Source organism: Pseudoduganella sp. RAF53_2, from assembly GCF_052113985.1.
Lineage (GTDB): Bacteria > Pseudomonadota > Gammaproteobacteria > Burkholderiales > Burkholderiaceae_D > Rugamonas.
The window spans coordinates 1-17,728 of sequence record NZ_JBFRDW010000036.1; the positions used below are offsets into that span (position 1 = coordinate 1).

Genomic DNA, 17,728 nt, shown 5'->3' on the forward strand with positions numbered 1-17,728 from the left:
GTATCGGCCTGGGCCTGGGCTATATCTCGCCTGTCTCGACCCTGATCAAATGGTTCCCGGATCGCCGCGGCATGGCGACCGGCATGGCCATCATGGGCTTCGGCGGCGGCGCCATGATCGGCGCACCGTTGGCCGACAAGCTGATGAAGTTCTTTGCCACCCCGGCCTCGGTCGGCGTGTGGGAAACTTTCCTCGTGATGGCGGCGATCTACTTCGTGTTCATGATGGCGGGCGCACTGGCTTACCGCATCCCGGCCGCGGGCTGGAAGCCGGAAGGCTGGACGCCGAAGCCAGCGCAAACCAGCAATGCCATGATCACCACGCGCCATATCCACGCCCGCAAAGTGTGGAACATTCCGCAGTTCTGGCTGCTGTGGGGCGTGCTGTGGCTGAACGTGTCGGCTGGTATCGGCATCCTGGGCATGGCTTCGCCGCTGCTGCAGGAAGTCTTCGGCGGTAAGCTGATCGGGCTGGACATCCCGTTCAATGACCTGACCGCAGCGCAGAAGGGCGAGACGGCGGCAATCGCAGCAGGCTTCACGGGCCTGCTGTCACTGTTCAATATCGGCGGCCGTTTCTTCTGGGCGACCTGCTCGGACTTCATCGGCCGCAAGGCGACTTACTTCGTGTTCTTCGTGCTGGGCTTCGTGCTGTACGCCTCGATTCCGTCGGTGTCGCATAACGGCCATCTGGCCCTGTTCGTGGCGGCCTTCTGCATCATCCTGTCGATGTACGGCGGCGGCTTCGCCACCATTCCGGCTTACCTGGCGGACTTGTTCGGCACGCAGATGGTGGGCGCCATCCATGGCCGCTTGCTGACCGCATGGTCGGCGGCCGGCATTCTGGGGCCGATCCTGGTCAACTATCTGCGCGAGTATCAGCTGGCGCAAGGCGTGCCGAAGGCACAGGTGTACGACATCACCATGTACGTCCTGGCCGGCCTGATTATCCTGGGCCTGATCTGCAATATGCTGGTGCGTCCGATCGCAGCGCGCTACTTCATGTCGGAAGCCGAACTGGCGGCCGAGAAGAAGCTGGCGCATGAACGCGAGGCGGCCGCGCAGGGCGGCGCGCGCATGGCAGGCACCGCGGGCGGCAGCAGCAATCCGGCGCTGGCTTCGTTTGCCTGGGTGGCGGTCGGTATTCCGCTGGTGATCGGTGTCTGGATCACCTTGCAGAAAGCGGCTGTGCTGTTCAAGTAAGGAAAAGAAAAAGGCGGGCAGCGCCCGCCTTTGCGACAACGGCGCCAGTGGCGCCGTTTTTATTTGCTCAGTGCGAGCGGTCGACCGCGAAGCGTGCCAGATCGAGCAGGGCTTGCTTGTACTGGTTGTCCGGCATGCCGGCAATCGCGTCGATCGCGCGCTGGGAGGCGACTTTGGCGGCGTGGCGGGTGTAGTCCAGCGCGCCGCTATTGGTGATGGCGGCCAGGATGGTGTCGAAGTGCGATTCGTCGCCGTTTTCGATGCAGGAGCGCACCAGCTGGCGCTGTTCTTCGGTGCCGTTCACCATCAGCCAGATCAGTGGCAGGGTTGGTTTGCCTTCGCGCAGGTCGTCGCCCACGTTCTTGCCGATTTCCTCGGCATCGCCGGCGTAATCGAGCACGTCGTCGATCAGCTGGAAGGCGGTGCCCAGGGAGCGACCGTATTCGCCCGCGGCAGCGATTTCCGCATCGGAAGCGCCGGTAATCAGGGCGCCCAGTTCGGCGGCAGCCTCGAACAGTTTGGCGGTCTTGGAGCGGATCACCTGCAGATAGCTTTCCTCGGACACGTCCGGATCATGCATATTCAGCAACTGCAGTACCTCGCCCTCGGCGATCACATTGGTGGCGTCGGACAGGATCTGCATTACGCGCATGGAATCCAGCGATACCATCATCTGGAAAGCACGCGAATACAGGAAGTCACCCACCAGCACGGAAGCGGCATTGCCGAACAGCGCATTGGCGGTCTGGCGGCCACGGCGCATGGACGATTCGTCAACAACATCGTCGTGCAGCAGGGTAGCGGTGTGGATGAATTCGACTACCGCAGCCAGCTCGTGGTGCGCGGTGCCTTTATAAGAGTAAGCGTTCGCTACCAGCAGAACCAGCACCGGACGGATACGCTTGCCGCCCGCACTAATGATATATTCGGCGATCTGGTTAACCAGGGCCACTTCCGAGTGCAGGCGTTCGCGGATCACCGTGTTGACGGCATCCATATCGGCGGCAATGGTGCTGGTAATGGGGTTCTGGGCKGAGTTAGACAAGGCAAACCTGCGTTGGTGGGCTATAAGGTGCCGCGATTATACGTTACAAGTTGCCGACATACCACGCGGCGGCCCTCTCGACAATAGTTTTTGACGCAAATCCCAGAACTGTGTACAATCACAGGTTCTCCGGCATCCGCCTGTTGTTTTCTTGGTGTCGAGCAGGAGAAATTTCTTAACAATTAACGAGGTTTCAAATCATGTACGCGGTCATAAAAACCGGCGGCAAACAATACAAAGTTGCTGCTGGCGAAAAAATTAAAGTAGAACAGTTGCCGGCTGACATTGGTTCCGAAATCACTATCGACCAGGTTCTCGCCGTTGGCGCGGGCGACAGCATCAAGTTTGGTGCTCCTCTGGTTGCCGGTGCATCGGTTCTGGTGAAAGTGGTTGCTCAAGGTCGCCACGACAAAGTACGTATCTTCAAGATGCGTCGTCGTAAGCACTACCAGAAGCGTCAAGGCCATCGCCAGAACTTCACCGAAATCCAAATCGTTTCGATCAACGGCTAATTGCTGCTTGCCCGAATTCAGCTATCAAGGAGTAACTAAATGGCACACAAAAAAGGCGGCGGTACTACCCGCAACGGTCGCGACTCTGAATCAAAACGCCTTGGCGTTAAAGTGTACGGCGGCCAGACCATCAACGCTGGTGGCATCATCATCCGTCAACGCGGCACCCCAGTGTCCGCTGGCGAAGGCGTTGGTACCGGCAAGGACCACACCCTGTTCGCTCTGGTGAACGGCGTTGTGAAGTTCGTGACCAAGGGTCCGGACAACAAGAAGTACGTTACCGTTGTAGCAGCTGCTTAATACAGCGAATACAGGTACAGTAAGGCGAAAGCCTTCTCTCCAAAAGGCTCTGCCAGTGGTAGGGCCTTTTTAGTTYTCAAGGTGGTTCATATGAAGTTTATTGACGAAGCACGCATCGAAGTCATCGCCGGCACCGGCGGCAATGGCTGCGCCTCTTTTTGCCGCGAAAAATTCCGTCCGTTCGGCGGCCCTGATGGCGGCGACGGCGGCAAGGGCGGCAGCATCTGGGCGGTGGCCGACCGTAACGTCAATACGCTGGTGGACTACCGTTATTCGAAAATGCATCGCGCTTCCAATGGCGAAGCGGGCCGCGGCTCCGACTGCTACGGCCGCGGCGCGGACGATATCTTCCTGCGCATGCCTGTCGGCACCCTGATCATCGATGAAGTGTCGGGCGAAATCATCGCCGACATGACCGAACACGGCCAGATGGAAATGCTGGCCAAGGGCGGCGAGGGCGGCTGGGGCAATATCCACTTCAAGACCTCGACCAACCGTGCGCCGCGCCAGAAGACCGACGGCAAGGAAGGCGAGCGCCGCGAACTACGCCTGGAACTGAAGGTGCTGGCCGACGTGGGCCTGCTGGGCATGCCGAATGCCGGCAAGTCGACCTTCATCACCGCGGTGTCGAATGCCCGTCCGAAGATTGCGGACTATCCGTTCACGACCCTGCATCCGAACCTGGGCGTGGTGCGCGTGTCGCACGAGAAGTCCTTCGTGATTGCAGACATTCCCGGCCTGATCGAAGGCGCCGCCGAAGGTGCGGGCCTGGGCCACCAGTTCCTGCGTCACCTGTCGCGCACCGGCCTGCTGCTGCACATCGTCGACCTGGCGCCGTTCGAGGCGACGGTCGATCCGGTCAAGGAAGCCAAGGCGCTGGTCAAGGAGCTGGAAAAGTACGATCCGGCGCTGGGCAAGAAAGAACGCTGGCTCGTTCTGAACAAGCTGGACGTGGTGCCGGAAGACGAGCGCGCCAAGCGCGTGAAGGACTTCGTCAAGAAGCTGGCCTTCAAGGGCCCTGTGTTCGAGATTTCCGCCTTGTCGCACGAAGGCACGCAGGAGCTGGTGAACGCGATCTACCAGCACATCGAGCAGCAGCGCTACACCGAGCAGCGCTCGGAAGAAACCCAGATGACCGAAGAAGCCCGCGGCATCTCGTCCATCGATCCGGACGACCCACGTTTCAAAGTTCTCGATTAAAATCGAGACAACCCACATCTGTGCCGGTCCTGCCATCCGCGGGGCCGGGCACTGTCTGCGGCAAGCAGGGCGACCAGCCCGGCGCATCAACAATGTCCCTGTACTTTTTGAGAAGAGCTTTGCCGCCTTATGAATTCCGTTATCCAGAAAGCCCACCGCCTTATCGTTAAAGTGGGGTCTTCGCTCGTCACCAATGACGGCCGTGGCCTCGATCATGCTGCGATCGCGCGCTGGTCCGCGCAGATTACCGCCTTGCGGGGCATGGGCAAAGAGGTGGTGCTGGTGTCCTCGGGCGCGGTGGCGGAAGGCATGCTGCGTCTGGGTTTCGATAAGCGTCCTACCGATATCCACGAATTGCAGGCTTGCGCGGCGGTGGGCCAGATGGGTCTTGCGCAGATTTACGAAACGAGCTTCCGCGCACACGATGTCGGCACCGCGCAAGTGCTGCTGACGCACGCCGACCTGGCGGACCGCGAGCGCTATCTGAACGCACGCTCGACGCTGACCACCTTGCTGCGCCTGGGTGTGGTCCCCATCATCAACGAGAACGACACSGTGGTCACCGACGARATCAAGTTCGGCGAYAACGAYACKCTGGGCGCCYTGGTSRCCAAYCTGATCGAAGSCGATGCGCTGRTSATCCTGACCGACCAGCGCGGCCTGTTCAGCGCCGATCCACGCAAAGATCCTTCAGCGACGCTGGTCACGCATGGCCGCGCGGGCGATCTTGCGCTGGAAGCCATGGCCGGCGGTGCTGGTTCCTCGCTGGGCCGCGGCGGCATGCTGACCAAGATCCTGGCCGCCAAGCGTGCAGCCAAGTCTGGTGCGCATACCGTGATTGCCTTTGGCCGCGAGACTGATGTGCTGACGCGTTTGGCCGGCGGCGAAAGCATCGGCACGGAATTGTCTGCGCAAACGGGCCAGCTGACGGCGCGTAAGCAGTGGATGGCCGATCACCTTCACACGGTTGGCCAGGTCGTGCTGGACGCGGGCGCGGTGCAGAAGCTGGTAGGCGAGGGCAAGTCGCTGCTGCCAATTGGCGTGACCGATGTCCACGGCGAATTCGGCCGCGGCGCCGTGATCACCTGCCTTGGCCCGGACGGCGCTGCCGTCGCACGCGGCATCTCCAACTACACCAGCGCTGAAGCGCGCCGCATCCAGCGCAAGCCATCCGCTGAAATTGCCGCCATCCTTGGCTATGCCGAAGGCCCGGAACTGATCCACCGCGATAACCTGGTGCTGATCTGATGGCATGTGCAGGAGCTACGCGGCAATCGCGGACGTGTGCTGTCAACCAGGCGTGCGTGAAGACGGACGTTCAAAGATAGCGTCCGGGAAGAAGCTGCGGACGGCTTCGGTGAGCACGCCGTTGTCGTCGCGCGTCAGGTAGACACTGGCGCGCATGCGATCGCTCTTCTCGCAGCGCTCGATGCGCATCGACGCCAGGCGATCCGCGCAAATGCGGAAAGCCAATTGGCGCAAGGCGGTAATCGAAGCGGCGCTCACCACGATGATGATGGCGCAGGGCAGTTGGACTGGCATCTTGGTTCCCCTCATACAGGATAGGAACCAGCATAGCGAATCGTCCGTAAACGCTGCGTAAAAACTTCGGCTTATTCCTCGCCCGGCGCCTTGAACAGGTCTTCCAGTTCGCTGCGCTTGCTCTGCACTTGCGCGCGGCCGCGGCGGCCGGTGAATTCTTCTTCGATATTGTCGCGGTAGAAGCTCCAGGCCGCGCCGGTGGTGGAGAAGCGATTCCATATGTCGGCGCTGACGCCGGAGTAGTCGATCGCGCTGCCGTCATCAAATTCCACGCGCAGCATGCGCTCGCGGGAGTCATAGCCGATTGCGCGCAGCTTGCCCGCGTTGATCTTCTTCATTTCCATCATTGCCTCCCTATCAACCACGCCATACTACAATAAGCGGCATGTCTATGCCCAAAGCCCTGTGCTGGCTCCTGCTTTGCCTGTTGCCTTGCCTGGCGCAGGCAGGACCGGACTTGCGCGGCTCACTGCAGGCAATCATGCAGGCCGATGGCGTGCCAGGCGCCGCCATTGCCATCGTGCGCCGCGGCGAGCCGGTGCAGGTGATTAATCTTGGCATGGCCGATCTGGCGTACAAGCATCCTGTGGACGGCGAGACGACATTCCGCACTGCGTCGGTCGGAAAGATATTCACTGCGCTGGCGGTGATGCGGCTGGTCGAAGACGGTAAGTTGAATCTCGACGCACCAGTGCACTTGCTTGCGCCTGAAATCGCGTTCGATAATCCGTGGGAGCGCCCGGCGCCTTTGCGCCTTGTGCATCTGCTCGAACACACGGCCGGCTGGGACGAGATGCGCACGTCCGAATACAGCGAGGCCGACCTGCCGCTGGTCGAAGCGCTGGGACGCAATCCGCGTGCGCGGGTTTCGCGCTGGTGGCCTGGCACGCGCATGGTCTACTCGAACACGGGGCCTGCCGTGGTGGGCTACATCGTCCAGAAGATCAGCGGGCGCCAGTTTGAAGACTTCGTCGCCGACGCGGTGTTTAGGCCGCTTGGCATGGAGTCGGCGACGTATTTTCAGGACACGCAGCATGGCGCCACCAATTATGACCGGCGCGGCAATCCCATGCCTTTCCAGCATCTGCTCTATCGGCCAGCCGGTTCGACCAGCGCGACTGCTTTAGACATGGCGCGGCTGCTGCAGCTATTGTTGAATCGTGGCGCGGTGAATGGCCGTCAGCTGTTCGCGCGCGCTTCCATCGAACGCATGGAGACGGCACAAGCTTCCGATGGCGCCCGCGCCGGGCTGCCCACTGGGCCGGGCATGGGGCTGCTGGACCATCCCTTCCACGGCCATCGCCTGCTCGGACATTCGGGTGACATCGACGGCGCACATGCGCGGCTATGGTACGAGCCGACGGCGGGTGTGGGATTCGTCGTCATGATCAACAGCGATTCTTCCCACGCGGCTGCCGCATTGGCGGCGTTGCTGATGCAGCAGCTGTTCAGCGGTGGCGCTCAGGATGCAGCCCTACGATCGCCCGTTCAGCCGGCCGTGCAGCGGGCCGCTGTCGTGCCGCCGGACGCCTCGTGGCGCGGCGTTGAGGGCGTGTATATGCTCGCCAATCCGCGCAACGCGCTAGCCGAAGCGGGAGCGCCGTTTGGCGCCTTGCGGGTCCAGCAAGCGCAGGGAATGCTGCAGATTTCCACGATATTCGGCGGGCATGCGCGCAGCCTGCTGCTACAGGGCGCGTTTGCCTACGACCGGCCCTCAGGCGTCGCGCAAGGCGTGCGCGCCAGCGACCCGATTGATGGCGATGTGCTGGTGCTCGGCTCGCAGGTCTATCGGCGTGCCTCGCCAGCGATCGTGGATGCTGTGCTGGTCGGCTTCATGGCGCTCGCGCTGGCCTCTGCATTGTCGATACTATGGGCGCTGGCCTGGCTGCCTGTGCACTGGCGCATGAACCGTGCCGCCCGCACCGCAGGCGCGGGCCACGGTGACTGCACCGCCAACGCCGGCCGCACCGGCCATACCGACCGTGCCGACCGCGCGATCCGCGGTTGGCCGCTGGCGGCGAGCTGTTTGCTCCTTGCTGCGGTGCTGCCGGTAGCGCTGGGGTATCCGGTTGAGGCGGAATTTGGACGCGTGTCGGCATATTCGATATGGCTGATGGCGGTGACGGCAGCGTATGGGCTTGCAGCCCTCGGCGGCGCATTGCAGGCAGTGTACGCGTTCAGAACGCCAATGCGCCCCGGCGTGCGCTGGTTCTGCGTCGTGCACGCCGCGCTGCACTTCAGCGCGGCAGCGTACCTGGCCACGTATGGGCTGATTGGCTTCCGCACCTGGCCGTGAATCTGCTAGGCTGTGCGCCTCAAAGGAGGAAGCATATGACATTACGTGCCCTGGCGTTCGGCGCCATCGCAAGCATCATCGGCATTTCATCGGCCGGTGCGCATGAACTCTGCATGGCTGTCGCGGACGCTGCCACCGGCAAAGTGCTGGTGCAGCGCGGTGAGTGCCGCCAGCGCGTCACTTCCGCGTCCACCTTCAAGATTGCCATCAGCTTGATGGGCTACGACTCCGGCTTTCTGAAAGACGAACACACGCCGACGCTGCCTTTCCGCGAAGGCTATGTCGACTGGCGCGAGAACTGGAAATATCCTACAGACCCCAGCAAGTGGATGAAGGACTCGGTGGTCTGGTATTCACAGCAGATCACCAAGTCGCTTGGCAAAGAGCGATTCGCCGAATACACCAGGCGCTTCCAGTTCGGTAACGCTGACGTCTCAGGCGATGCCGAACACGATGGCCTGACGCTGTCCTGGATCGGCTCCTCGCTGAAAATCTCGCCGCTTGAGCAACTGGCCTTCCTGTCGAAAGTCGTGAACCGCCAGCTCAGCGTGAGCCAGCACGCCTACGACATGACCGCGCGCCTCACGAAATTCGACGATGCGCCTGCGGACTGGGATGTACACGGCAAAACCGGCGCATCCTCCGGCTACGGCTGGTATGTCGGCTGGGCGAGCAAGGACAAGCACACCTACGTCTTTGCGCGCCTCATGAAAAAGGATGCAAGCGATGCGCAGGATGTCCCGGCGGGCGTCATCGCGCGCGATGCCTTCTACAAGGAATTCCCGGCGCTGATCGCACCGCTGGCGAAGTGAATCAAACGCCGTCCGGCGTCGGCGTTTTGTGCTTGTACTCGCACAGGTCCGCAATAATGCAGTTCCAGCATTGCGGCTTGCGCGCGGTGCAGATGTAGCGGCCGTGCAGGATCAGCCAGTGATGCGCATCGAGCAGGAATTCCTTCGGCACGAACTTCATTAGCTTCTGTTCGACGATGTCCACGTTCTTGCCCGGCGCGATGTTGGTGCGGTTGGACACGCGGAAGATATGCGTATCGACGGCCATTGCCAGCTCGCCAAAGGCCGTATTCAGCACGACGTTCGCGGTCTTGCGTCCCACCCCCGGCAGTTCTTCCAGTTCCTCGCGCGTGCGCGGCACTTCGCCGTCGTACTTGTCGACCAGGATCTGACAGGTGGCGATCACGTTCTTCGCCTTGGTCTTATACAGGCCGATGGTCTTGATGTAATCCATCAGTTCATCGACGCCCAGATCGAGAATCGCCTGTGGCGTATTCGCCACCGGATACAGCTTGCGCGTGGCCTTGTTCACGCCCACGTCGGTTGCCTGGGCTGACAGCAGCACGGCAATCAACAGCTCGAAAGGCGTGGTGTATTCCAGCTCGGTCTGGGGTTTGGGATTGGCCGCGCGCAGGCGGCTGAAGATTTCGTGGCGTTTGGCTGGATTCATTTGTTCTTGTCGGCTTCAGCGCGCTGGCGGGCACGCTCCATGGCGGCGGCGATGATCTGGCGCTTGCGTTCCTTTTCCGCTTCTTCCGCCGAATTCTCCGGCGCCAGGCGGTCCACCGCTTCCATCTTGGCTTTGGCCTTGGCGGCCAGGCGCGCATCGTTCTCGTCGCGTTCGCGTTTCAGATGTTCGGTGCGGAAGTCGTGGCGCGAGCGTGCGGCGTCGGCGTCTGCCTGCGTCCAGGCGTCCCAGCCGGTGGTTTCAGTGACCGGGTACATTACGATGCAGTCCACAGGACAGGCCGGCACGCACAAGTCGCAGCCGGTGCACAGTTCCGGAATGATGGTGTGCATTTGTTTGGCCGCGCCCATGATCGCATCGACCGGGCAGGCCTGGATGCACAAGGTACAGCCGATGCACAGCGATTCGTCGATGAAGGCCACGGCGCGCGGGCGCTCCAGGCCGTTGACGGGATTGAGCGGAATGACAGGCCGTCCTGTCACCGATGACAGCCTGCGGATGCCTTCCGCGCCGCCCGGCGGGCACTGGTTGATATTCGCTTCGCCGGCCGCGATGGCTTCTGCATACGGTCGGCAACCCTGATAGCCGCACTTGGTGCATTGGGTCTGCGGCAGCACGTCTTCGATGCGGTCGGCCAGGGTTTTCGGATCAGTCACGGCTTACTTATTTGCTTGGTAAAGCGCCATTATCCGATATCTGGCGGCGCGCGGCACGAAAACCCCGCATGGACAGCGGGTTACCATTAGTTGCACATAAACAACTTTGAAATCGCTTTCATTTGTGGGACGATCTTCATCCACTATGAACGGATCGCGCGCTCTTTGCTTGCTGGGACTGACGATTGGACTGCTGGCCGCCGGCCCGGCCATGTCCGACTCGCCGGTCGCGCCGCTGCATATCGCGGCTGAGGATTGGCCGCCTTATGTGACGTCCGCGCTGCCCGATAATGGGGTGGCTGTGGCGGCTGCGTCGACCGTGTTTGCGCGGCTGGGCAATGTGCTGGAGGTCGATTACTTCCCCTGGAAACGCACCATGGAATTTGGCCTGCATAATCCACGCTACGCGGGCTTCATGGCGGTGTGGCGCACACCGGAGCGCGAGAAGCTGTGCTATTTTTCGTCGCCGATTGCCAGCACGCAGACGGTGCTGGCTTATCTGAAGGAGGCGCCGCTGCAGGCGTCTTCGCTGTCGGAGTTGRAGGGCGTGCGCATCGGTACGGTGGGTGGCTATGCCAACGATGATGAGTTCGAAACCCAGGTGCGCAAGGGCGCGCTGCAGGTGGAGGAGGGCGTCAACGACGAAACCAATTTGCGCAAGCTGCTGTCGAAACGCTTCGCGGCCATCGTGATCGAGAAGCGCGTGCTGCGCTACTTGCTGTCCACGCCACAATTCCGCACGGAGCGTGACCGCATCGGCTTTGCCGGCAATCTGTTCCGTGAGCGCCCGGTCCACATCTGCTTCAAACGCAGCCCGGAAGGCCAGGCCCGCCAGCGCGCCTTCAACGCCGCCGCCCGTGACCTCGACCTCCCCAAATTCGAACGCGACTACTGGCGCCGCCTCGGCGACGAAGCCCTGCCGGGCGGTTGATCTGCATCAGCTTAACCCCGCTGCTCCGATGCTGGACTGGAGGGGGGAGTCGCAATAAAAAACGCCCCGGCTGGCGGGGCGTTTTGATTTGGTAGCGGTAGCTGATCAGCCGTGCTGCTTGATGAAGGCGGTGATTTTCGGGCAGACGATTTCGCGCCAGCGGCGGCCGGAGAAGATGCCGTAGTGGCCGGCTTGCGGGACCACGAAGTCTTCCTGCATGTCGGACGGAATACCGGTGCACAGCTCGTGTGCCGCCTGGGTCTGGCCAGGGCCGGAGATGTCGTCCAGCTCGCCTTCCACGGTCAGCAATGCCACATTGGTGATGTCCTGCGGACGCACCAGCTGGCCATCCACATCCCAGGTGCCGCGCGGCAGCGCGAAGTCCTGGAACACGGTCTTGATGGTGTCGAGGTAGTATTCGGCCGGCATATCCAGCACCGCGTTGTACTCGTCGTAGAACTTGCGGTGGCTTTCCGCCGGCTCGTCGTCGCCGCGCACCAGGTGCATGTAGAACTCGCGGTGCGATTGCGCATGGCGGCCCGGGTTCATGGCGATGAAGCCGGCATGCTGCAGGAAGCCTGGATACACCTTGCGGCCAAAGCCCGGATAGTTCGGCGGCACCGCATAGATCACGGTGTTTTCGAACCAGGAGAATTTCTTTTCGGTGGCCAGATTGTTGACCGCGGTCGGCGATTTGCGAGGATCGATCGGGCCGCCCATCATGGTCATGGTCTTCGGCAGCATCGGGTCCTTGTTGGTGGCCATCAGCGAGATGGCCGCCAATACCGGCACGGTCGGCTGGCAAACGGAAATCACGTGCACATTCGTGCCGAGGTGGCGAATGAACTCCTGCACGTACTTCACATAATTGTTCAGATGGAAGGGGCCTTCCGACAGCGGCACCTGGCGCGCGTCAACCCAGTCCGTGATGTAGACATCGTGCTCCTGCAGCATGGCCTGCACGGTGTCGCGCAGCAGGGTGGCATGGTGACCGGACAGCGGCGCAACGATCAGCACGGTCGGCTGCTTCAGGGCCTTGATCTCTTTTTCGCTCAGGTCCTTACCGAAGTGGATCAGCTTGCAGAAGGGCTTGTTGTCGACCACGCGTTCGATAATCGGCACCGTCTTGCCTTTGACCTCGACCTCCTTGATGCCGAAAGCCGGTTTCTCGTAATCCTTGCCCAATCGGTACATCAGCTCGTAGCCCGCAGCAATACGTTGCGAGAACGGCGTGTGCGCCAGAGGGGAAACAGGATTGGAGAAGAGTTTGGACGATGCCTCGGCCCATTGCATCAAGGGGCTCAGCAGGGATCGTTGCATTTCGTGCAGTTGGTAAAGCATAGGAACGTCCTGGTCGTGTTGCACTGCGGAAAATGTGGCAATGCGGAATCGTAAATCAATTATAGGCCATTTGTTCGTGACCTACAGCATTTCGCAATACCTTCCAGAAAGAGCACATTCGACGGCGCTGCGGCCTTTGTACCAAGATAATACTGGCTAGAAAAGAAAAAAAGCAGCGTTTCCGCTGCTTTTTTGTAGGACCGGTCCGAAGAAAAGGTCGGATCAGTCGAACACCGGGGTTTCCACGCCCAGCACTTTGTGCAGTTTTGGCGACGTGGTGGTGTATTGCATGTGGATTTTCTTGTCCGGGAAGATATATGGTGCAGCGCCGAACGCAGCCAGAGCCGCTTCGTGGAAGCCCGACAGGATCAGTTTCTTCTTGCCTGGATAAGTGTTGATATCGCCCACGGCAAAGATGCCCGGCACATTGGTTTCGAACTTCTCGGTGGAAACGACTTTCAGCTGCTTGCGCTCGATGTCCAGGCCCCACTCGGCGATTGGACCCAGCTTCGGCGACAGGCCGTAGAACACCAGCAGCATGTCCAGCGGCACGCGGCGGGTCACGCCGTCGGCGCCGGTCACGCGCAGCTCGGACAGCTTGTCGTCCTTGGTTTCGATGCCGCTCACCTGGCCGACGATCAGCTGCATTTCGTATTCGTCGCACAGCTGCTTCATCTTGGCCACGGAAGCCGGTGCGGCGCGGAAGTCTTCACGGCGGTGCAGCAGCACGACCGACTCGGCTTTGCCCACGAAGTTCAGTGCCCAGTCCAGCGCGGAGTCGCCGCCGCCGCAGATGACCAGGTTCTTGCCTTCGAACTTTGCCGGATCTTTCACGCGATAGAACAGCTGCGAGCCTTCGAAGGCTTCAATGCCGTCCACCTTCATGGTGCGCGGCTGGAACGAGCCCACGCCGGCAGCGATAAAGATGGTCTTGGTGATGAACTTGGTGCCCAGGCTGGTTTCGACGTCGAAACGGCCGTCTTCGCGCTTGTTCACCAGGGTCACTTCCTGGCCCAGGTGGTAGGTCGCGCCGAATGGCTCGATCTGCTTCAGCAGGCCGTCGGTCAGTTCCTGGCCGGTGCAGGAAGGAATCGCTGGAATGTCGTAGATCGGTTTGTCCGGATACAGTTCCACGCACTGGCCGCCAACGGCTGCCAGGGAGTCGATCACGTGGGCTTTAATCTCCAGCAGGCCGAGTTCGAAGACCTGGAACAGGCCGACTGGGCCAGCGCCGATAATCACGGCATCGGTTTCGTGGAGACCACCGGGTGGGGTGCTGACGACGTTCATAATGATTCTCATTCCATCCAAATAAGCGAACACCGCGTCAGGCGCGGTGTTGCACGTTAAATAACCGCCATTGCAGAGCGCGTAGGGCGGATCAACGATCCGCCGTGCTTAGCGCTTCAGCAACTGGATCTTTTCCTTGACGTCCTTGAACTGTTCCGCCTCTGGCAGCGCAGGCTTGGTCTTCGTGATCGAAGGCCAGTTGCGCGACAGGTCCGCATTGATCTTGATGAAGTTCTGCTGGTCGGAGGGCACGTCTTCTTCAGCGAAAATGGCGTTCACCGGGCACTCGGCTACGCAAACGGCGCAGTCGATGCACTCGTCCGGGTCGATCGCCAGGAAATTGGGGCCTTCCCGGAAACAATCTACCGGGCAAACATCGACGCAGTCCGTGTAACGGCAGGCGATGCAGGATTCGGTGACAACGTGGGTCATAACAGTCCTATCTATGTTTATGCGCTGGAAAAACCTCAGCAAAGCACTGTATTTTAAGGCAATTCGCTATTTCTCACAATTCAGCGTTATACACAATACATATAAGCAAATTCGGCATAAGGAAACGACATGACGGTTTGCTAAGCAGCGGCGCGGATCAGATTCAGCAGATCCAGCCAGGGAGAAGGGGCGTCTTCGGCGAAGGAGAGGGAGCGCTGGCGGCCGTCGCCAATGGCCGTGATGGTCCAGCGTGGAATGTCCGCGCCGATGGTGCCGGGCGGATCTGGCGCTTCGAAAAAATCGTTGGAGGCGAGGGCTGCCTCCAGCGCCGGTCCGGCCGGGCTCGTTTGCGTATCGACTTCGTAGTGCTGGCTCAGCCCCGCGAAGCCGCCGCCGCCCGTGACCATGATCTTCATTTGATTGCCACCTCGCTCGTTTCGCGCAGCGCATAGCCATGGCACCAGGCGGCCAGCGCCTGGCGCTCGGCGTCCAGTACCTCTTCCAGTCCGAAATACTCCGGATGGTTCAAAGTACCACAGCAGGCGCGGCGGTCCTGGCGCGCTTCGGGGGCATCTTCCACCATCGGCGCCAGCGTTACGCCGGGCAGATGGTCGTCGGTCAGCGGCACCGGCGATACCACGACTTCGCGCAGCGCAAAGCGATTGCGGATGGCGTTGAGGTAATCCACCGGCTTGCCATCGGTGTGGGCAATCAGCAGCATCTGGTTCACCACGTCGGCATAGCTGGCGCCGGCGTCCGGCGCAGCGACGAGGGCGCGCAGCACCAGGCTGCACAAGTAGGCGCCAACGCGATGCAGCACGGCCGCATCGTCATACAGGCCGGGCTGGCGCTCGTAGGCGAACAGGTCGGCCAGGATGTCGTAAATGGCGCCCGTGAACACTTGCGACAGCGCGTGCACCTCATTGCCCACCTCGGACAGCTTGAGGTCGTTGTCCGCATTGCGCAGCCCGTTTGGACGGCCCAGCGCCAGGCCGAATTGTTCCGCCATATCGGCCAGGAAGGTTTTGTCGTGCAGGTCTGACTTGGTCTGCGCGACCACCGCTTCCACCTGGTCGAGCTGGGATAGCGCGAGGAAGATGGCGGTCAGGTCGCCAAAGGATTCGTGCAGACCGCCGGTTTGCGGTGGCGCGCTGCTCAGAATCCATTTTGGCTTCAAGCCATCCAGCACCGCGTGCCCCGTTTCGTGCGACACGATATCGAAGGAGCGGCAGCAGTAGATGCGCTCGGTACCGCCGCTGGGAATGAAGTCGCCGAACTTCACGGCGCGGTCGTTGCGGCTGTAATAGGCATTCATCACATTCGGCAGGCCGTGCGGGAAAACCGACAGCGGGTCGGTATTCTTGACGCTGTTCCAGGCCCAGGGCAGGGGCGCGGCGCTGTCGCCTTTCGCCAGCACGCGCTGGTACATGGTCAGTGTCTGGCGCACCACGGCGAAGGTGTGCACGGCGTCGAACTGGTCGGTGTTGGGCGACATGATGAAGTCGCCGAAGGCGTTCGGACTCACTGCGGCGATACCCGGCTTACCAGAGGTAATACGGGCGTCGCGCGGTCCTTCCAGCACCACGCCGGGCAGGAAAGCCTTGCGCGTGCCGAGTTCGCTCACCGACGGGTCCTGCTTCCACATCAGCACGCGCGCGCCGGTGGGCGGCGCGGAGCAGGTCTTCATCGGCATGGCGCTTTCCTTCAGGCGCGACGCGCTCGGTTGCGCCAGCAATTGCGCGGTCTTGCGATGCAGGCGATACAGTTCGGTGGGCGTGGGCACATAGCCGACCGGCAGCGACGCGCATTTCGTCAGAACGGCCTCGACCGGGACGATGACTTTTTGATCCATGATGTTCTCCCCAAGGGACGGGCAGGAAGGTTTCCCGCCGCAGTCGAACAAACATGGTCGCGCCTTGTGCGCCGGAGCTTTTTGATCCAACTCAAACGCGCTCGCGGTAAAATGGCGCCTTTTTGCAGACGGTAGAGTAGGCGCATGTCCGACATCAACATCACCCAGGCGCACAGCCTGGCGCCCGAAGCAGCCCGCGCGGCGGCTGAAAAAGTAGCTGAAAAAATTTCCCGTGAATTCGACCTCGCCTGCACCTGGCACGGCGACACCCTGCGCTTCGGCCGCAGCGGCGTGGAAGGCACGCTGACCTTGCTGGAAAGCGCAGCGCACATGAACATCAAGCTCGGCTTCCTGATGGGCGCCTTCAAATCCGCCATCGAAGGCAAAGTCGCCGAAAAAATGCGCAGTGTCTTCGCTGGCGAAGCGGCTTGATTCTATAAGAAGCGGTACAGCACGCAGGCATCGACCAGTCCCAACTGGCGGTGCCTGAAGGCTTTGGGCAGCGTGCCCACTTGCTCGAATCCGAACTTTCGGTAGAGCCGCATGGCCGGCTCGTTGGTTGTTACCACATAGTTGAACTGCATGGCCAGGAAGCCTTGCGCGCGAGCGCGTGCGAGGCTGTCCTCGACAAGGGCCTTGCCTATTCCTCGTCCCTGCGCTGCGGGCGCCACGGCGTAGGTCGCGCTGGCGATGTGCGCGCCGTGATCCGGGTAGTTTGCTCCCATCTTGTACATGCCGAGGATGCGGTCATCCTCCGCCGCGACGTAGGCCGTGTGCGTGCTGAACCAGTGCGCCTGGAAAGTCTGTTTGTCGAAGCCGGCGCCGAAGGGGAAAGCATCGCCGCGCGCGATCACGGCCTGAAAAATCAGCCACATCGCATCCAGATCGTCCGCATTGGCGCGGCGGATTTCAAGCATTGAGGCCTCCGGCGCGGCGCAGCATGCTGCGCACGATGATCTTGTGCAGCGGCGCCACCGGCACCAGGTACAGGCGGCCCAACAGGTTATGCAAGTGAACGACGGTCGACACGTTCAGCGCACCGTCCGTTTTGCAGACCGAGACTTCGACCTTTAAATGCTTGTCAGTATCGCCGAGGATGACTTCATCCTGCGTCAGATAGCGCACGTCGAAAATGCCGACCCGGTCGCCGACCCTGTAGTCCAATGCAGGCTTGCGGGCGCTGGCGCCGTTCAGTGCGCCCAGGTTTTTCAAGCCCACCAGGCCGACCAGCCGGTTGCGCAGATCCATTAGCCAGTTCACCCAGCCCGGCGTTTGACGCGCCACGCGCAGGTAAAGTTCAAGCGCCGAGGCGTCGCTTGGCGGAATGGCGATCCGGTAGCTGTCGTGATAATACGCGCCGTCCAGGCGGCGGCTGATTTCGCTGCCTGCCGGTGCGTCGATTGTTTCAACCATTGCGCGCATCTGAACTCCTCAAGCCAGAAGATCGAGGCATGATGCCGCCGCCAAGCCCAAAAAGCAATCGGCCCGTCTGCTGCTTGCGGACGGGCCGATTAATTTGGTCAGGCGCTGATTACTTCAGACCTTCGATCAGGTCGACGTACTGCTGCTTGGCGTCGTCCTGCGAAGTGCCGGCCAGGGCGGCCCAGGCGTCGAACTTGGCGCGGTTGACGAAGTCGGTCATGCCAGGAC

At 61.3% G+C, this 17,728-nt stretch carries 22 protein-coding genes; 9 read left to right on the plus strand and 13 right to left on the minus strand.

What is annotated here, in order from left to right; all coding sequences use genetic code 11:
- The coding region (locus AB4Z11_RS03920) for an OFA family MFS transporter (protein ID WP_442022898.1) at window positions 1–1,202 on the plus strand (1,202 nt) is incomplete at its 5' end.
- 67 nt (window positions 1,203–1,269) lie between these two features.
- Here the strand turns inward: AB4Z11_RS03920 and ispB are convergent.
- Complete coding sequence (gene ispB / locus AB4Z11_RS03925) at window positions 1,270–2,247, minus strand: octaprenyl diphosphate synthase (RefSeq protein WP_442022899.1); 978 nt, start codon at window positions 2,245–2,247, stop codon at window positions 1,270–1,272.
- 200 nt (window positions 2,248–2,447) lie between these two features.
- Between ispB and rplU the strand changes: the two genes are divergently transcribed.
- The 4 genes from rplU to proB all read left to right on the plus strand — a co-directional run bounded on the left by rplU (window position 2,448) and on the right by proB (window position 5,507).
- Window positions 2,448–2,759 (plus strand): 50S ribosomal protein L21, encoded by a 312-nt coding sequence (gene rplU, locus AB4Z11_RS03930; protein ID WP_055933037.1) that lies wholly within the window; start codon window positions 2,448–2,450, stop codon window positions 2,757–2,759.
- Window positions 2,760–2,798: 39 nt separating this feature from the next.
- Entirely contained in the window at window positions 2,799–3,059 is a 261-nt protein-coding gene (gene rpmA / locus AB4Z11_RS03935) for a 50S ribosomal protein L27 (protein WP_442022900.1), read from the plus strand.
- 90 nt (window positions 3,060–3,149) lie between these two features.
- Complete coding sequence (gene obgE / locus AB4Z11_RS03940) at window positions 3,150–4,259, plus strand: GTPase ObgE (protein WP_442022901.1); 1,110 nt, start codon at window positions 3,150–3,152, stop codon at window positions 4,257–4,259.
- 129 nt (window positions 4,260–4,388) lie between these two features.
- Window positions 4,389–5,507 (plus strand): glutamate 5-kinase, encoded by a 1,119-nt coding sequence (gene proB / locus AB4Z11_RS03945; protein WP_442022902.1) that lies wholly within the window; start codon window positions 4,389–4,391, stop codon window positions 5,505–5,507.
- A gap of 42 nt (window positions 5,508–5,549) precedes the next feature.
- Here proB and AB4Z11_RS03950 read toward each other — a convergent pair whose 3' ends face one another.
- Both AB4Z11_RS03950 and AB4Z11_RS03955 read right to left on the minus strand, forming a co-directional pair.
- Window positions 5,550–5,801 (minus strand): hypothetical protein, encoded by a 252-nt coding sequence (locus AB4Z11_RS03950; RefSeq protein ID WP_442022903.1) that lies wholly within the window; start codon window positions 5,799–5,801, stop codon window positions 5,550–5,552.
- Window positions 5,802–5,872: 71 nt separating this feature from the next.
- Window positions 5,873–6,148 carry a KTSC domain-containing protein gene (locus tag AB4Z11_RS03955; protein WP_442022904.1) on the minus strand — a complete coding sequence of 92 codons (276 nt, stop codon included), beginning with the start codon at window positions 6,146–6,148 and terminating at the stop codon, window positions 5,873–5,875.
- 38 nt (window positions 6,149–6,186) lie between these two features.
- Between AB4Z11_RS03955 and AB4Z11_RS03960 the strand changes: the two genes are divergently transcribed.
- Both AB4Z11_RS03960 and blaOXA read left to right on the plus strand, forming a co-directional pair.
- Complete coding sequence (locus AB4Z11_RS03960) at window positions 6,187–8,097, plus strand: serine hydrolase domain-containing protein (RefSeq protein ID WP_442022905.1); 1,911 nt, start codon at window positions 6,187–6,189, stop codon at window positions 8,095–8,097.
- A 35-nt stretch (window positions 8,098–8,132) separates the two neighbouring features.
- Entirely contained in the window at window positions 8,133–8,909 is a 777-nt protein-coding gene (gene blaOXA / locus AB4Z11_RS03965; protein WP_442022906.1) for a class D beta-lactamase, read from the plus strand.
- A 1-nt stretch (window position 8,910) separates the two neighbouring features.
- Here blaOXA and nth read toward each other — a convergent pair whose 3' ends face one another.
- Window positions 8,911–9,558: an endonuclease III gene (gene nth / locus AB4Z11_RS03970; protein ID WP_442022907.1), complete on the minus strand. Its 648-nt coding sequence runs from the start codon at window positions 9,556–9,558 to the stop codon at window positions 8,911–8,913.
- Window positions 9,555–10,232 (minus strand): electron transport complex subunit RsxB, encoded by a 678-nt coding sequence (gene rsxB / locus AB4Z11_RS03975; RefSeq protein ID WP_442022908.1) that lies wholly within the window; start codon window positions 10,230–10,232, stop codon window positions 9,555–9,557. The genes nth and rsxB overlap by 4 nt, the downstream gene beginning before the upstream one ends.
- Before the next feature lie 145 nt (window positions 10,233–10,377).
- Here rsxB and AB4Z11_RS03980 point away from each other — a divergent pair, with 145 nt between their 5' ends.
- Entirely contained in the window at window positions 10,378–11,163 is a 786-nt protein-coding gene (locus tag AB4Z11_RS03980; RefSeq protein ID WP_442022909.1) for a substrate-binding periplasmic protein, read from the plus strand.
- A 105-nt stretch (window positions 11,164–11,268) separates the two neighbouring features.
- Here AB4Z11_RS03980 and AB4Z11_RS03985 read toward each other — a convergent pair whose 3' ends face one another.
- From AB4Z11_RS03985 to AB4Z11_RS04005, 5 genes are all read right to left on the minus strand, one after another.
- The gene (locus AB4Z11_RS03985; protein ID WP_442022910.1) at window positions 11,269–12,504 is read right to left on the minus strand and encodes a polyhydroxyalkanoate depolymerase; all 1,236 of its coding nucleotides are present in this window, start codon (window positions 12,502–12,504) and stop codon (window positions 11,269–11,271) included.
- 222 nt (window positions 12,505–12,726) lie between these two features.
- On the minus strand, window positions 12,727–13,794 hold the full coding sequence (locus AB4Z11_RS03990) for an NAD(P)/FAD-dependent oxidoreductase (protein ID WP_442022911.1): 1,068 nt from the start codon (window positions 13,792–13,794) through the stop codon (window positions 12,727–12,729).
- Window positions 13,795–13,902: 108 nt separating this feature from the next.
- On the minus strand, window positions 13,903–14,226 hold the full coding sequence (gene fdxA / locus AB4Z11_RS03995) for a ferredoxin FdxA (protein WP_442022912.1): 324 nt from the start codon (window positions 14,224–14,226) through the stop codon (window positions 13,903–13,905).
- A 140-nt stretch (window positions 14,227–14,366) separates the two neighbouring features.
- A complete protein-coding gene (locus AB4Z11_RS04000) occupies window positions 14,367–14,642 on the minus strand; it encodes a protealysin inhibitor emfourin (RefSeq protein WP_442022913.1) in 276 nt (91 codons plus the stop codon).
- On the minus strand, window positions 14,639–16,078 hold the full coding sequence (locus AB4Z11_RS04005; protein ID WP_442022914.1) for a hypothetical protein: 1,440 nt from the start codon (window positions 16,076–16,078) through the stop codon (window positions 14,639–14,641). Before AB4Z11_RS04005 ends, AB4Z11_RS04000 begins: the two co-directional genes overlap by 4 nt.
- Window positions 16,079–16,222: 144 nt before the next feature.
- Between AB4Z11_RS04005 and AB4Z11_RS04010 the strand changes: the two genes are divergently transcribed.
- A complete protein-coding gene (locus tag AB4Z11_RS04010) occupies window positions 16,223–16,510 on the plus strand; it encodes a polyhydroxyalkanoic acid system family protein (RefSeq protein WP_442022915.1) in 288 nt (95 codons plus the stop codon).
- Window positions 16,511–16,512: 2 nt separating this feature from the next.
- Here the strand turns inward: AB4Z11_RS04010 and AB4Z11_RS04015 are convergent, their stop codons facing one another.
- The 3 genes from AB4Z11_RS04015 to AB4Z11_RS04025 all read right to left on the minus strand — a co-directional run.
- Complete coding sequence (locus AB4Z11_RS04015; RefSeq protein WP_442022916.1) at window positions 16,513–16,995, minus strand: GNAT family N-acetyltransferase; 483 nt, start codon at window positions 16,993–16,995, stop codon at window positions 16,513–16,515.
- The gene (locus AB4Z11_RS04020) at window positions 16,988–17,500 is read right to left on the minus strand and encodes a DUF2867 domain-containing protein (protein WP_442022917.1); all 513 of its coding nucleotides are present in this window, start codon (window positions 17,498–17,500) and stop codon (window positions 16,988–16,990) included. The genes AB4Z11_RS04015 and AB4Z11_RS04020 overlap by 8 nt, the downstream gene beginning before the upstream one ends.
- A gap of 109 nt (window positions 17,501–17,609) precedes the next feature.
- The coding region (locus tag AB4Z11_RS04025; RefSeq protein WP_442022918.1) for an acyl-CoA-binding protein at window positions 17,610–17,728 on the minus strand (119 nt) is incomplete at its 5' end.

Coding starts and splice junctions, on each gene's coding strand:
- AB4Z11_RS03955 (WP_442022904.1), bottom strand. CDS start 6,148: ATGATGGAAATGAAGAAGATCAACGCGGGCAAGCTGCGCGCAATCGGC.
- obgE (WP_442022901.1), top strand. CDS start 3,150: ATGAAGTTTATTGACGAAGCACGCATCGAAGTCATCGCCGGCACCGGC.
- AB4Z11_RS04015 (WP_442022916.1), bottom strand. CDS start 16,995: ATGCTTGAAATCCGCCGCGCCAATGCGGACGATCTGGATGCGATGTGG.
- rplU (WP_055933037.1), top strand. CDS start 2,448: ATGTACGCGGTCATAAAAACCGGCGGCAAACAATACAAAGTTGCTGCT.
- AB4Z11_RS03950 (WP_442022903.1), bottom strand. CDS start 5,801: ATGCCAGTCCAACTGCCCTGCGCCATCATCATCGTGGTGAGCGCCGCT.
- blaOXA (WP_442022906.1), top strand. CDS start 8,133: ATGACATTACGTGCCCTGGCGTTCGGCGCCATCGCAAGCATCATCGGC.
- AB4Z11_RS04010 (WP_442022915.1), top strand. CDS start 16,223: ATGTCCGACATCAACATCACCCAGGCGCACAGCCTGGCGCCCGAAGCA.
- AB4Z11_RS03985 (WP_442022910.1), bottom strand. CDS start 12,504: ATGCTTTACCAACTGCACGAAATGCAACGATCCCTGCTGAGCCCCTTG.
- nth (WP_442022907.1), bottom strand. CDS start 9,558: ATGAATCCAGCCAAACGCCACGAAATCTTCAGCCGCCTGCGCGCGGCC.
- fdxA (WP_442022912.1), bottom strand. CDS start 14,226: ATGACCCACGTTGTCACCGAATCCTGCATCGCCTGCCGTTACACGGAC.
- AB4Z11_RS04000 (WP_442022913.1), bottom strand. CDS start 14,642: ATGAAGATCATGGTCACGGGCGGCGGCGGCTTCGCGGGGCTGAGCCAG.
- AB4Z11_RS03960 (WP_442022905.1), top strand. CDS start 6,187: ATGTCTATGCCCAAAGCCCTGTGCTGGCTCCTGCTTTGCCTGTTGCCT.
- rpmA (WP_442022900.1), top strand. CDS start 2,799: ATGGCACACAAAAAAGGCGGCGGTACTACCCGCAACGGTCGCGACTCT.
- AB4Z11_RS04020 (WP_442022917.1), bottom strand. CDS start 17,500: ATGCGCGCAATGGTTGAAACAATCGACGCACCGGCAGGCAGCGAAATC.
- AB4Z11_RS04005 (WP_442022914.1), bottom strand. CDS start 16,078: ATGGATCAAAAAGTCATCGTCCCGGTCGAGGCCGTTCTGACGAAATGC.
- AB4Z11_RS03990 (WP_442022911.1), bottom strand. CDS start 13,794: ATGAACGTCGTCAGCACCCCACCCGGTGGTCTCCACGAAACCGATGCC.